This window comes from Cellulosimicrobium funkei (assembly GCF_900155925.1).
In the GTDB taxonomy this organism is placed as follows: Bacteria; Actinomycetota; Actinomycetes; order Actinomycetales; family Cellulomonadaceae; genus Cellulosimicrobium; species Cellulosimicrobium funkei.
In genome coordinates, this window is record NZ_FTMI01000003.1 from 341,068 (window position 1) to 354,490 (window position 13,423).

General features: G+C 76.7%; 8 protein-coding genes. 5 read left to right on the plus strand and 3 right to left on the minus strand.

Annotated features, from left to right (window positions below; genetic code table 11):
- Positions 1 to 43 precede the first annotated feature (43 nt).
- The 3 genes from BXA05_RS09685 to BXA05_RS09695 all read right to left on the minus strand — a co-directional run bounded on the left by BXA05_RS09685 (position 44) and on the right by BXA05_RS09695 (position 4,712).
- A complete protein-coding gene (locus BXA05_RS09685) occupies positions 44 to 1,375 on the minus strand; it encodes a low temperature requirement protein A (RefSeq protein ID WP_076404843.1) in 1,332 nt (443 codons plus the stop codon).
- Positions 1,372 to 2,943 carry an ATP-binding protein gene (locus BXA05_RS09690; RefSeq protein ID WP_244550431.1) on the minus strand — a complete coding sequence of 524 codons (1,572 nt, stop codon included), beginning with the start codon at positions 2,941 to 2,943 and terminating at the stop codon, positions 1,372 to 1,374. Before BXA05_RS09690 ends, BXA05_RS09685 begins: the two co-directional genes overlap by 4 nt.
- A 92-nt stretch (positions 2,944 to 3,035) precedes the next feature.
- Positions 3,036 to 4,712 carry an NAD(P)/FAD-dependent oxidoreductase gene (locus BXA05_RS09695; RefSeq protein ID WP_076404844.1) on the minus strand — a complete coding sequence of 559 codons (1,677 nt, stop codon included), beginning with the start codon at positions 4,710 to 4,712 and terminating at the stop codon, positions 3,036 to 3,038.
- A 182-nt stretch (positions 4,713 to 4,894) separates the two neighbouring features.
- On the opposite strand from BXA05_RS09695, the gene BXA05_RS09700 reads away from it, so the two are divergent.
- From BXA05_RS09700 to BXA05_RS09720, 5 genes are read left to right on the plus strand one after another with little or no spacing between them, the layout of a single operon-like run.
- Positions 4,895 to 6,460, plus strand: a complete 1,566-nt coding sequence (locus BXA05_RS09700) for a pyridoxal phosphate-dependent decarboxylase family protein (protein WP_076404845.1) — start codon at positions 4,895 to 4,897, stop codon at positions 6,458 to 6,460.
- The gene (locus BXA05_RS09705) at positions 6,457 to 8,019 is read left to right on the plus strand and encodes a lysine N(6)-hydroxylase/L-ornithine N(5)-oxygenase family protein (RefSeq protein ID WP_076404846.1); all 1,563 of its coding nucleotides are present in this window, start codon (positions 6,457 to 6,459) and stop codon (positions 8,017 to 8,019) included. The genes BXA05_RS09700 and BXA05_RS09705 overlap by 4 nt, the downstream gene beginning before the upstream one ends.
- A complete protein-coding gene (locus BXA05_RS09710; protein ID WP_083711778.1) occupies positions 8,016 to 10,565 on the plus strand; it encodes a GNAT family N-acetyltransferase in 2,550 nt (849 codons plus the stop codon). Before BXA05_RS09705 ends, BXA05_RS09710 begins: the two co-directional genes overlap by 4 nt.
- 1 nt (position 10,566) lies before the next feature.
- Positions 10,567 to 12,783: a penicillin acylase family protein gene (locus tag BXA05_RS09715; protein ID WP_083711779.1), complete on the plus strand. Its 2,217-nt coding sequence runs from the start codon at positions 10,567 to 10,569 to the stop codon at positions 12,781 to 12,783.
- Positions 12,780 to 13,415, plus strand: coding sequence for a GNAT family N-acetyltransferase (locus BXA05_RS09720; RefSeq protein WP_083711780.1), 636 nt, complete (start codon positions 12,780 to 12,782; stop codon positions 13,413 to 13,415). Before BXA05_RS09715 ends, BXA05_RS09720 begins: the two co-directional genes overlap by 4 nt.
- Positions 13,416 to 13,423: the final 8 nt, after the last annotated feature.

Below are 13,423 nucleotides of genomic sequence, written 5' to 3' on the forward strand. Positions count from 1 at the left end.
GCCCGCGAGCGCGCGACGTCCACGGTTTTGCGCCCGGGCGGCGTCAGGCGTCGTCCCCCGCGTCCGTCCCCGCCGCCGTCGCACCGGGCTCGGCGCCCGGCCCCGGGTCGCGCTCCGTGCCCGACGCCGCGTCGCCCGACGCCGGACGGTGCGCGCGCCCGGCACCGGAGAGCTGGACGAGCAGCGCGCCCGACAGGACCCAGACGAGCCCGGCGGCCGAGACCGACCCGCCCGCGAGCGCGGCGACCGCCCCCGCCGCCACGACGGGCACGGCGAGGACCAGCGCGGTGCGGACGTCGCGCAGCACTGCGTGGACGCCCGCGGACACCAGGCCGTGGACGGCGAACGCCCCGACGAGCAGCGCGAGCTCGGCCGGCTCGAGGGCGCGCGCCGGGTGGTCCAGCACGCCGCCGAGCGCGCCCGCGAGCGTGGCGAGGGCCCCCGTCGTCACGAGGTGCAGGAACCACGCGACCCGGGGCGGCACGCCGGCCGGGCGCAGGAGCGCCACGCCCGCGTAGCCCGAGCGCACCGTGAGCGCCCACAGCCCGACCAGCAGGGTGAACGCCCCCGCACCCGCCACGAGCAGGGTGCGGTCCCACTCCGCCTCGCTCGCGGCGTCGATCGCCTGGATGAGGCCCTCGCCGAGCACGATGATGACGAACAGCCCGAGCCGCTCGCCGAGGTGGGGCACGTCGCTCGCGGCGGCGTCGACCGTCGTCGGGACCTCCAGGTCGCGCCGCCGCCCGCGGTCCGGCGCGCCGGATCGTGCACGACGGCCGCCGAGCGCACGACCCCGGCCCCGGCGCTCGCGGACCTCGTCGAGGCGTTCCTGCGCGCGCCGCACGAGCCGCTCGCCCGAGAGCGTGAGGAGCAGCACCAGGTCGATCGCGAGGCCGACGCCCCACAGCACGTAGCGGGTCTGGCCGTCGGCCCACCACGACACGACCCACGGCACGACGCCGGCGAGCGCCTGCACGACGGGCAGGTCGACGACGACGGTCGTGCGCCGCCACGGGCGTGCGGCCACGAGGCGGCCCACGACGTAGGCGACGGCGAACGCCCGGGCGTGCTCGTCGTGGATGCCGGGGACGGCGGCGATCATCACGGCGAGCGCGGCCATCCCGGCGAGGATCGGCAGGGACCGCGCGCCCTCTCCCGCGACGTTGCCGTACGTCGTGAAGCACGCCCACACGAGCCAGAAGGCCGTGTACGCCACGACGTACAGCGCGAGCCCGCCGCCGTCGTGGTCCTCCTGGAGGAGGTGGGCGAGCATGCCGATGCCCGCGACGACGACGAGGTCGAAGAACAGCTCGAGCCAGGAGGCGTGGCGCTCCTCGCCGACGGGCGAGGTCCCCGCCGCGGGGGCGGCCGTCACGGGCGGCCGTCGGGCGCGTCGGGCGCGTCGGTCGAGGTGGGTGAGGTGGGCGAGGTGGGGACGGGCGCGGGTTCGAGCGGGAGCCGCACGACGAACCGCGTGTCGCCCGGCACGGACGTCACGGCGAGGTCGCCGTGGTGCTTGTTGACGACGATGCGCCACGAGATGTCGAGGCCGAGCCCGGTGCCCTGCCCGACGGGCTTCGTCGTGAAGAACGGCTCGAAGATGCGCGGGCGCACGGCGTCGGGGATCCCGGGGCCGGTGTCGGCGACCTCGACCTCGGCGTGGTCGTCGACGCGCCGGGTGGTCACGGTGAGGGTCCCGGTGCCGGCCATGGCCTGGGCGGCGTTCTCGACGAGGTTGGTCCACACCTGGTTGAGCTCGGCGGCGTACACGGGCACGGGGGGCAGGTCGGGGTCGTAGCGGCGCACGACGTCGACGCCGTCGAGGGTGTGGTCGAGCATCGTCAGGGTGGAGTCGAGCAGCTCCCGCAGGTCCACGGGCCGGAACGGCGCCCGGTCGAGCTGGGAGTACTGGCGGGCGGCCCCGACGAGGGAGGAGATGCGCACGGTGGCGTCCTCGATCTCGGCCATGAGCTGCTCGGTCTCGATGGTGTACGCGAGCCAGCTCACCGCGCCGGTGAGCGCGCCGGCGTCGACCCGTCCGGCGACGCGGTCGAGCCACGGCTCGTCGATGCCGGCCTGGACGAGCGCGGGGGAGACCCGCCACCCCTCGGGCAGGCCGTGGTCGTCGAGCCAGTCGGTGAGGCGGTCCTCGAGGTCGGAGGTCTCCAGGGCGCCCACGGCGTCCGCGGTGCGCGTGTCCGCGTACCGCTCGAGCGCCTCCTCCTGGAGCCGGATCAGCTCGGCGAGCGTGGCGCGGTCGTAGGGGCCGTCGGCGATGAGCGCGAGCTTGTGCCGCATGGCCGCGACGCGCTCGCGCAGGGTCCCGGTGGCGCGCACGGCGGCGGCGGCCGGGTTGTTGAGCTCGTGGGTGAGGCCCGCGGACAGGGACCCGAGCGCGAGCAGCCGCTCGCGCTGCCCGACGAGCTGCTGCGCGTCGCGCGTGCCCCAGAACACGCCCTCGAGCAGGTGCACCGCCATGGGGAACCACTCGGTCATGAGCTTGGCGAAGTCGTGGGCCGCGAGCACGAAGAAGCGCGAGGGCTCGAGCGCGCGCGCCGAGTGCAGGTAGGTCTGGGGCAGCCGGTCGCCGAGGTAGGCGTTCCAGGCGCCCAGGTAGACCCCGACCTGACGGGTGCGCGAGACCTCGACCTCGTCCTCGCCGACGCGGCGGTAGAGCGCGACGCCGCCGTCGAGCAGGACGTAGAACGCCTCGGCGGGCGCGCCCTCGTGCAGCAGCCAGCCCGCGTCGTGCCGCTCGACGTGGCCGGTCGCGCACAGCCAGGCGAGCTGGTCGTCGGTGAGGTGCTCGAACAGGAACGTGGCGCGCAGCTCGTCGACGTCGCACGGCAGCCAGCCGCGCGCGGCGGCGGCCGCGGCGGTGCCGGGCGCGGTGCTGGCGCCCGCGGGGGGCGGGGTCGTGGTGGGGTCCTCGGTGCTGGTCACGGTGTCGCCTCCGGGTCGGTCGGGGCTGTGTCGTCGGTGCTGTGTCGGTGGTGCTGTGTCGGTGGTGTCGGCGGGAGCGTGGCGGGACGGGGTCAGAGCTGTTCGAGATAGCGGTGGACGAGCATGACGGCCATGGCCCCCTCCCCGACGGCGGACGCGACGCGCTTGGCCGACTCCGCGCGCACGTCCCCGGCGGCGAACACGCCGGGCACGGACGTCTCCAGGTGGTAGGGCGGGCGGTCGAGCGTCCACCCGGCGGGCGGGGCGCCGTCGCGCAGGAGGTCGGGTCCCGCGAGCACGAACCCGCGGGGGTCGCGCGCGACGACGCCGTCGAGCCAGTCGGTGCGGGGCGCGGCGCCGATGAACACGAACGCCCACCCGCACTCGACGCGCGACGTCGCGCCGGCGTCGAGGTCGCGCAGCTCGAGGTGCTCCAGGTGGTCGTCGCCCGACGCCGCGACCACCTCCGTGCGGGTGAGGACCCGCACGCGCGGGTGGGCCTCGACCTGCTCGACGAGGTAGGACGACATGGACCGGGCGAGCGAGTCGCCGCGGACGACGAGCGTCACCTGCTTGGCCTCGCGCGCGAGGTAGAGAGCCGCCTGCCCGGCGGAGTTCGCGCCCCCGACGACGTACACCTCCTGGTCCTGGCATGCGGACGCCTCGGTGAGCGCCGAGCCGTAGAAGACGCCGCGGCCCACGAGGTCGGCGAGGCCCGGGCCGTCGAGCAGCCGGTAGGAGACGCCTGAGGCGAGGATGACGGTGTGCGCGTCGATCGACGTGCCGTCGGGGAACCGCACCGAGCGGGCCGGGCCGTCGACGTCGAGCTCGACGGCGTCGCGCGTCGTGACGATCTCGGCACCGAACCGCACGGCCTGGCGGCGCGCGCGCTCGGCGAGCTGGGCGCCCGAGATCCCGTCGGGGAAGCCGAGGTAGTTGTCGATGCGCGAGCTCTGGCCGGCCTGGCCGCCGGTCGCGGTGCGCTCGACGAGCACCGTGCGCAGCCCCTCCGACGCCCCGTACAGTGCCGCGCTGAGCCCCGCGGGTCCGCCGCCCACGACGACGAGGTCGTAGAAGTCGGCCGCGGGGCGCGTGGCGAGCCCGACCCGCTCGGCGAGCGTCGCGTCGTCGGGCGCGACGAGGGGCTCGCCCTCGGGCGTGACGACGAGGGGGAGGGTCTCGCCGTCGGCCTGCGCGGCGGTGAGCAGGCGCGCCCCCTCGGCGGACTCGGACGGGTACCACCGGTAGGGGACGCGGTTGCGCGCGAGGAACTCGCGCACCTGCGACGAGCGTGCCGACCACCGGTGCCCGACGACGACGGTCTCGGCGGGCCGGCGGCGGTCGGTCGCGGACCACGCCTCGAGCTGGGCGTCCACGACGGGGTAGAGCTTCTCCTCGGGCGGGTCCCACGGCTTGAGCAGGTAGTAGTCGAGGTCGACGACGTTGATCGCCTCGATCGCCGCCTCGGTGTCCGCGTAGGCGGTGAGCAGGACGCGGCGCGCCGCGGGGAAGAGGTCCATCGCCTGCTCGAGCAGCTCGACGCCCGTCATGCCGGGCATGCGGTGGTCGGCGAGGACGACGGCCACGTCCTCACCGCGCAGCGCGAGCTCGCGCAGCGCGGCGAGCGTCTCGGCACCGGACTCGGCGCGCACGATCCGGTACCGGTCGCCGTAGCGGCGGCGCAGGTCGCGCGCGACCGCGCGCGAGACCCCGGGGTCGTCGTCCACGGTGACGATGGCGGGGCGGGTCGTCGCGACGGTGGGTTCCACACGGCCTCCTCGGGCACCAGGACGGGCGACTGCCATCCTCTCCCCGCCGTGGCCGCGCGTCCACGGCGACGTGGCGCAGGTCACTCTTGACGCGGGACCGCGCTGCGCTAGGTTAGGCAAGGCAAACCTCAGGTTGCCCCGCCGCGATCCGCGGCGGTCCTCTCCCCGTCCTGGAGCCTCGCATGCTCTCAGCACGATCCGGCGCGCCCGCGCACGGTACCCCGACCGCCCCCGCGCTGCTCACCGGCGCGACCGCGGGCGCCTACGCGAGCACCCTGCACGCCGTGGTGGACGACGTCGCCGCGCGCATGGCCGCCGTCGACCAGCCCTGGTCCGGCGCGAGCCGCACGTATCTGGCCGCGCTCGTCGACGCCGCCGACCTCGACGGCCCCGGCGTCGGGACCGACGCCGCGCTGCGCGAGGCCGCCGACCTCTACGCGACCCACGCCGTGTGGTTCCACCACCCCGCCTACGCCGCGCACCTCAACTGCCCGGTCGCGCTGCCCGCCGTCGGCGCCGAAGCGCTGCTCGCCGCGATCAACACGTCCGTCGACACCTACGACCAGTCGACCGTCGCGACCCTCATGGAGCGCCGCCTCGTCGCCTGGACCGCCGGCCGCGTCGGGTACGTCGCCGGCGACGGCGTCCTCACGTCGGGTGGCACCCAGTCCAACCTCCACGCGCTCTTCCTCGCCCGCGAGCGCGCCGTCGAGCGCGCGGCCCGCGACGGGCTCGGACGCTCGGCCGTCCTGCCGCGCCTGCGCGTCCTGGCCGCGGGGTCCAGCCACTTCAGCGTCGCGCGCTCGGCCCTGCTGCTCGGCCTCGCCGACGACGCGGTCGTGCGGGTCGAGGCCGACGCCGACGGGCGCGTCGTGCCCGCGGCGCTCGCGGCCGCCGTCGCCGCGGTGCACGCCGCGGGCGAGGTCGTCATGGCGGTCGTCGCGACCGCCGGCACGACCGACCGCGGCTGCGTGGACCCGCTCGCCGCGGTCGCGGACGTGTGCGACGCGGCCGACGTGTGGCTGCACGTCGACGCCGCCTACGGGTGCGGCCTCCTCGTGTCCCCGACGCGCCGGGACCTGCTCGACGGCATCGAGCGCTCGCGGTCGGTGACCGTCGACTACCACAAGGCGTTCTTCCAGCCCGTGTCGGCGAGCGCGCTGCTCGTGCGCGAGCGCGCCGACCTGGAGCGCGTCGCGCACCACGCGGACTACCTCAACCCGCGCGAGAACGCCGAGCCGAACCAGGTCGACGTGTCGCTCCAGACGACGCGCCGCTTCGACGCGCTCAAGCTCTGGACGACGCTGCGCGCGCTCGGGCCCGGCGGGGTCGGCGCGATGGTCGACGCCGTGTGCGACCTCGCCGCGCAGGTGCACGCCGACCTCGCGGACGACCCCGAGCTGCGCGTGCTCGGCCGCACGGACCTGTCCACGGTCCTGTTCCGCTACGAGCCGCCGGGGCTGTCCGCGGCGCACGCGGACCGCCTCGTGCCGCTCGTGCGGCGCGTGCTGTTCGAGTCCGGTCGCGCGGTGGTCGCCAAGACCGTGCTCGACGGCGTCCCGTGCCTCAAGCTCACGCTGCTCAACCCGACCGTGACGCTCGCGGACGTGCGCCACGTGCTCGACCTCGTGCGCACGACCGCCCAGGCGCTCGTCGAGCGCGACGAGCTGCTGCACGACGACGACGTCGCGGCGCACGCCGCGGACCTCGTGGCGTCCCTCGCGACCGCCGGGGCGGTGACCCGATGAGCACGACTGCCCCCACGACGAGCGGCCCCGGCCCGGCGCCCCACGACCCGGCGCGCGTGCGCGACGTCGTCGGCGTGGGGATCGGGCCGTTCAACCTCGGCCTCGCGGCGCTGTCCGCGCCCCTCGACGACGTCGACGCCGTGTTCCTCGACGCCGCCCCCGAGTTCCGCTGGCACCCCGGCATGATGATCGAGGGCGCGACGATCCAGGTCCCGTTCCTCGCCGACCTCGTCACGATGGCGGACCCGACGTCGCCGTACTCGTTCCTCGCGTTCCTCAAGGCCACGGGCCGGCTCTACCCGTTCTACATCCGCGAGTCGTTCTACCCGCTGCGCGCCGAGTACGACGCGTACTGCCGCTGGGTCGCGGCCCGCCTGGGCTCGCTGCGCTGGTCGCGGCGCGTCGTCGCCGTCGAGCACGACCCGGCCGCCGACGCGTTCGTCGTGCGCGCCGAGACGCTCGCGCCCGACGGGAGCGTCACCGGCACCGAGGAGCACCGGGGTCGCCACCTTGTGCTCGGCGTCGGCACCTCGCCGGTGCTGCCGCCCGCGCTGCGGGCGCTCGCGGACGAGGTCGCGCGCGGCGAGCACCCGGGTGCCGGGCCGCTCGTGCACAGCGCGCAGTACCTGCCGCACCGCGACGCGCTCGCGGACGCGGGCTCGGTCACGGTCGTGGGCAGCGGCCAGTCGGCCGCCGAGGTCTACCGCGACCTGCTCGACGGCGTGCACGGCGACGCGCGGCGCCCCGGCTACCGGCTCGACTGGGTGACGCGCTCGCCGCGCTTCTTCCCCATGGAGTACACGAAGCTCACGCTCGAGATGACGTCGCCGGAGTACACCGACCACTTCCACGCGCTGCCGCTCGAGCTGCGCCAGCTCCTCGGCCGCGAGCAGCGGGGCTTGTACAAGGGGATCAGCGGCGACCTCGTGGACGAGATCTACGACGCGCTGTACCGCCTGAGCCTCGACCGTCCGGTGCCGACGACGCTGCTCACCGACACCGAGGTCGTCGCGGCGCGGTACGAGCCGGCCGCCCGCGGGGGTGACGGGGCGAGCGCTGCCGGGCAGCCCGACGCGGCGGGGTCGGCCGGGGAGTACGTGCTGCGGCTGCGGCACGCGCAGCTCGGGCGGGAGGTCGAGCGCCGCACGCGCGCGCTCGTCGTCGCGACGGGCTACGCCGCCTCGGTCCCGGCGTTCCTCGACCCGGTTCGCCACCTGCTCCGGTTCGACGAGCTCGGGCGGTTCGACGTCGCGCGCGACTACACGGTCGACGGCGCGCGCCGCGTCCACGTGCTCAACGGCGAGGAGCACACGCACGGCATCACCGCCCCGGACCTCGGCTTCGCGGCGTGGCGCAACGCCGTCGTGCTGCGCACCGTCACGGGCCGCGAGGTGTACCCGGTGGAGGAGCGCATCGCGTTCCAGACGTTCGGTCTGCCCGACGACGAGGCTCCTTCGGCTTCCCCGTCCCCGGCCACCACTCCCGCGACGACCCCCGCCACGTCGGACGCCGCGGCGCGCGTCGCGGCGGGCGAGCGCACGGGAGGTGAGGCTCGATGAGCGCCACCACCACGGCGACGGCGGCGTCGGCCGTGCCGTCGCCGGGCCCGACGGCGTCAGGTGCTGCGGCGTCGGACGACGCGGCGTCGAGCGCGAGCCCGGGCGCCGCCTTCGCGGTGCGGGTCCGGCTCGGCGACGGCCGCGCGGACGTCTCGTTCGAGCCCGCCGACCCGGTGCGCGACGCCGCGCTCGTGCAGGGCTGGCTCGCGCACCCCCGCTCGGCGTTCTGGCAGCTGGGCCACCTCGACGTCGACGGCGTGCGGGACTACCTCGCCGGGGTCCGCGCCGACCCGCACCAGGACGCGTGGCTCGGCCGGGTCGACGGCGTGCCGGCGTTCCTTCTGGAGACGTACGACCCGGCGCGCGTCACGCTCGCCGACGTCCCCGCGGCCGTCGCCCTGCTGGAGCCGGGCGACGTCGGGATGCACCTGCTCGTCGCGCCCCCGGCCGGGCCCGCGCGCGGCGGGTTCACCTCGGCGGTGATGGGCGCCGTCGTGCGGTTCTGCCTCGACCCCGCGGGCCGGGGCGCCCGCCGCGTCGTCGTCGAGCCGGACGTGCGCAACGCCGCGATCGCGGCGAAGAACGCCGCGGCCGGGTTCCGCGTGCTGCGCGAGGTGGAGCTCCCCGGCAAGACGGCGCACCTCGCCGTCGCGACGCGCGCCGACCTCGACGCGAGCCCGCTCGGCGACGGCGTCGACCACGCGCCGCACCTGCGCCCCGACCTCGCCGAGCGCGCGCACCGCCACCTCGTCGCGAAGACGATCGCCGAGCTCACCCACGAGCGGCTGCTCGCGCCGCGCGCGGAGGTCTGGCCGGTCGAGGCCGACGGGGCGGGGCAGTACGTGCTGCCCGTCGCGGACGGCTCGGTGGAGTACCGGTTCGTCGCGCGGCGGTACGCGCTCGAGCACTGGGTGCTCGACGAGGCGTCGATCCGGCGCACCACGACGGCCGGGCACGGCACGGCGGGCCGGCGCGGCGACGTGGGCGACCCCGCGGGTGCGGGCGGCACGTTCGCGCGGCGTGAGCTGCCGGTCGACGCGCTCGACCTCGTCGTCGAGCTCCAGCCCGACCTGCGTATCCCGGACGACCTGCTCGCCACCTACCTCGAGGAGGTGTCGTCCACGCTCGCGAGCGCGACGGCGAAGCTCGAGCGGTACGAGCGCACCGGCGGGCCGAGCGCCACCGACCTCCTCGGCGCGTCGTTCCAGGAGGTCGAGGCGGCCATGACGGAGGGGCACCCGGGGTTCGTCGCGAACAACGGGCGCATCGGGTTCGGCCTCGCGGAGTACCGCGCGTACGCGCCCGAGAACGGGGGTCGCGTGCGGCTGCTGTGGCTCGCCGCGCGGCGCGAGCACACCCACCTCGCGCTCGGCGCCGGGCTCGACGAGGAGACGCACTACGGGGCCGAGCTCACGCCCGACGAGCGCGCCGCGTTCGCCGAGCGGCTCGCCGCGCGCGGCCTCGACCCGGCCGACTACCTCTACCTGCCCGTGCACCCGTGGCAGTGGGAGCACCGCGTGCCCATCACGTTCGCTGCCGACGTCGCGCGCGGCGACCTCGTCCCGCTCGGGCCGGGCGCCGACGAGTACCAGCCGCAGCAGTCGATCCGCACCCTGTTCAACCTCACGCGGCCCGCCCGCCACTACGTCAAGGTCGCGCTCGCGATCCAGAACATGGGGTTCCTGCGCGGGCTGTCGCCCGCGTACATGCGCGACACCCCCGCGATCAACGACTGGGTCGCGCACCTCGTCGCCGCCGACCCGGAGCTCGGCGGCCGCGGGTTCACCGTGCTGCGCGAGCTCGCCTCGATCGGGTACACCGGCGACGTCTACCACCGCACCGCCACGCCGTCCCCGCACCGCAAGATGCTCGCCGCCCTGTGGCGCGAGAGCCCCGTGCCGCGCACCGCGCCCGGGGAGCGCCTCGCCACCATGGCCGCGCTCCTGCACCGCGACCCCGACGGCGCCGCGCACGCGACCGCGCTCGTGCGCGCCTCCGGGCTCGACCCCGCCGACTGGGTACGCGCCTACCTCGACGCCTACCTGCGCCCGCTCGCCCACGCGCTCCTCGCGCACGACCTCGCGTTCATGCCGCACGGCGAGAACCTCATCCTCGTGCTCCGCGACCACGTCGTGGTCCGCGCGGTCATGAAGGACGTCGGCGAGGAGATCGCCGTCCTCGGCGACGCGCCGCTCCCGCCCGGCGTCGAGCGCGTGCGCGCCGTCGTCGACGACGAGGAGAAGGCGCTCGCGATCTTCACAGACGTGTTCGACGGCGTCCTGCGCCACCTCGCCGCGATCCTCGCCGGGGACGGCGTGCTGCCCGAGGACCGGTTCTGGCGACTCGTCGCCGAGTGTCTCGACGCCCACCGCGCCGACCACCCGGACCTGCGCGGCGGCGTCGACCTGCGCGCGCCGCGGTTCGCGCACTCGTGCCTCAACCGCCTCCAGCTGCGCAACACGCTCCAGATGGTCGACCTCGCCGACCAGTCCGCGTCCCTGCTGTACGCGGGCACCCTCGCCAACCCCGCTGCGCGGGAGGGCTGACGTGACGGCGAGCCCCGGCGGGTTCTCGGTGCACCGCGACGCGTGGGGCGTCCCGCACGTGCGGGCCGCCGACGAGCTCGCGCTCGCGCGCGGCCAGGGGTACGTCACCGCGCTCGACCGCGGCTGGCAGATCGAGGTCGACCGGTGGCGCGCCGAGGGACGGCTCGCCGAGCGCCTGGGCGAGCCGGGCCTCGCGTGGGACCGGTTCGCCCACCGCGTCCGTCTCGCCGACACCGCGCGTCGCGCCTACGCGGCGCTCGCGGACGACGACCGCGCCTGGGTCGACGCGTACACCGCGGGCGTGAACGACGGTCTCGAGCGCGGGCGCGACGTGCCCGAGATGCACGCTCTCGCCGACCCGGCCTGGCACGGCGGGGGCGACCTGCCGCCGCACGAGCGGTGGCCCGCGTGGGCGCCGCTCGGCGTCTTCCTTGTCGCGCACGTCCTGTTCTCCGGCTTCCCGCACGTGCTGTGGCGCGACCACGTCGCGCGCACGCTCGGGGCCGCCGTCGCGCGGTCCCGGCCCGACGTTCCCCCCACCGCGGTGCTCGACCTGCTCGCCGTCGACGGCGGCCCCGGCTCGGGGTCGAACGCGTGGGCGCTCGCGGGCGCCCACACGCGCGGCGGGGCGCCGCTGCTCGCGGGCGACCCGCACCGCCTCCTGGAGCTGCCGGGCGTCTACCAGCAGGTGCGCCTGGCGTGCGACGCGTACGACGTCGTCGGCCTCGCCTTCCCCGGTGTCCCGGGGGTCCCGCACTTCGGGCACGCGGGCGCGGCGGCGTGGGGCGTGACGAACGCGATGGCGCACCACGTGGACGTCGTGGCGGAGCGGCTGCACCGCACCGCGGACGGCGGTGTCGTCGCGGAAGGGCCGGACGGTCCGGAGCCGGCGGACGTCGTCCACGCCACGGTTCGCGTGCGCGCGGTCGGCGGCCCGGTCGAGCACCGCGTGGAGACGATCGAGACGGCGCGTGGGGTGGTCGTCACGGGCGGCCCCGACGACCCGGGCCGGACGTTCGCGGTGCGCCTGCCCGCTCGCGTGGACGCCGACCTCGGGGTCGCCGCGTGGCGACGGCTCCTGCGGGCCGGGTCGGCGCGCGACGTCACGGACGCGTTCGCGACGTGGGTCGACCCGGTCGACCGCGTGCTGGCGGCGGACCGCGCGACCGTGCTGTCGGTGACGGCGGGGCGCGCGCCCCGCCGTGACCCGGCCGAGCGCGCGCTGCCCCTGCCGGGGTGGGCCGACGCCGGGCGCGCCCGCCCGTGGGTCGTGCCGCCCCCGCCCGTGGTCGTCGACGACGTCGCGGTCGACGCGAACGAGCGGCCCGCGCGGCCCGACCTCGACCTGGGCCGCACGTACGCCCCGCCGCACCGCGCTCGCCGGATCCGGGCGCTCCTCGCGGCCGCGGGCGACGACGCGACCGCGGCGAACCAGTCGCGCGTCCACGCGGACACGCTGCTCGGCGGCGCGGACGACCTGCTCGGGTGGCTCGACCGCGACGCTCGCGCCCCGGGCGCGGCCGGGGCCGACGGCAGCACGACCGCGCGTCCCGACCCCGCGACGGTCCGCGCGGCGGCCCGGCTGCGCGCGTGGGACCGCCGCATGGACGCGGACAGCGCCGACGCGGCGCTCTTCGCGTCCTGGCGCGGCGCGCTCGTCGGCCGGGTCGCGGCGCACCCCGCGCTCGCGCCTCTGCACGCGCCCCACGGCCTCGACCCGGTCTTCGCGCCGTGGCTGTCGGTCACCGCGCGCGTCGCCGACGCGCTGCCCGCGCTCCTCGGCGCCGCGTGGCTCGGGATCGACGGCGCCGCGCTCGCGTGGGCCGCGCTCGCCGACGTCGTGCGGGCGCGGGACGACGAGCCGGGCCCGGCGCCGGTGTGGGGCGACACCCACCGCGTGCTCGGGCTGCACGTGCTCCTCGACGTGCCGGGCGCGCCGGTCCCGCGCGTGCCGGACGTGCCGCTCGGGGGCGACACGGACACCGTGCGCTGCACCGCGAGCGTGCCGGGGGTCAGCGACGTGTGCGTGCGCGGGTCGGTCGCGCGCTGGGTGTGGGACCTCGCCGACCGGGACGCGAGCCGCTGGGGCGTGCCGTTCGGCGCGAGCGGCGACCCGCGCTCGCCCCACTTCGCCGACCGGCTCGCCGCCTGGGCCGACGCCGAGACCGTGCCCGTCGTGACCGACTGGGCCCTGCTGCGCCACGAGGAGACCCGATGACCACGACCGACCCGCCCGCCCCCGGCCGCCTGCGCACCGGCGCGCCCGGGGAGCTGCTCCTCACGCACCACGCGCCGGGCGGAGGGCGCCTGACGCTCCGCGCCCTCGACCCGGACGCCGACCTGGACGTCCTGCACGCCTGGGTGACCCGGCCGTGGGCACGGTTCTGGGGACTCGGGGACCTGTCCCGGACGGAGCTGCGCGACCTGTACGCCTACGTCGGCTCGCTGCCGACGCACCACGCGTTCCTCGTGCGATGGGACGACACCCCCGTCGCGCTCCTGCAGACCTACGAGCCGGAGCACGACCCCGTCGGGGAGGCGTACGCGGTGGCGCCGGGCGACGTCGGGCTGCACTTCCTGCTCGGCGGGCGCGGTCCGCGCGGGACGGACCTGTGGGCCGCCGTCGGGCCGCTGGTCGTCGCGTTCTGCCTCGCCGACCCGCGGGTGGACCGGATCGTCGTCGAGCCGGACGCGGCGAACGAGCGGGCGCACACCCGGATGCGGGCCCTCGGCTTCGAGGTGGCGGAGCGGGTGCGCGTGGGGGAGAAGGACGCGCTCCTCGCGTTCCTGCCGCGCGACCGCGCGCGCGACCTGCTCGACCGGGCGGAGAAGGCGGCGGCGCCGGGCTGACCGGCTGC

Coding starts and splice junctions, on each gene's coding strand:
- BXA05_RS09705 (WP_076404846.1), top strand. CDS start 6,457: ATGAGCACGACTGCCCCCACGACGAGCGGCCCCGGCCCGGCGCCCCAC.
- BXA05_RS09710 (WP_083711778.1), top strand. CDS start 8,016: ATGAGCGCCACCACCACGGCGACGGCGGCGTCGGCCGTGCCGTCGCCG.
- BXA05_RS09700 (WP_076404845.1), top strand. CDS start 4,895: ATGCTCTCAGCACGATCCGGCGCGCCCGCGCACGGTACCCCGACCGCC.
- BXA05_RS09720 (WP_083711780.1), top strand. CDS start 12,780: ATGACCACGACCGACCCGCCCGCCCCCGGCCGCCTGCGCACCGGCGCG.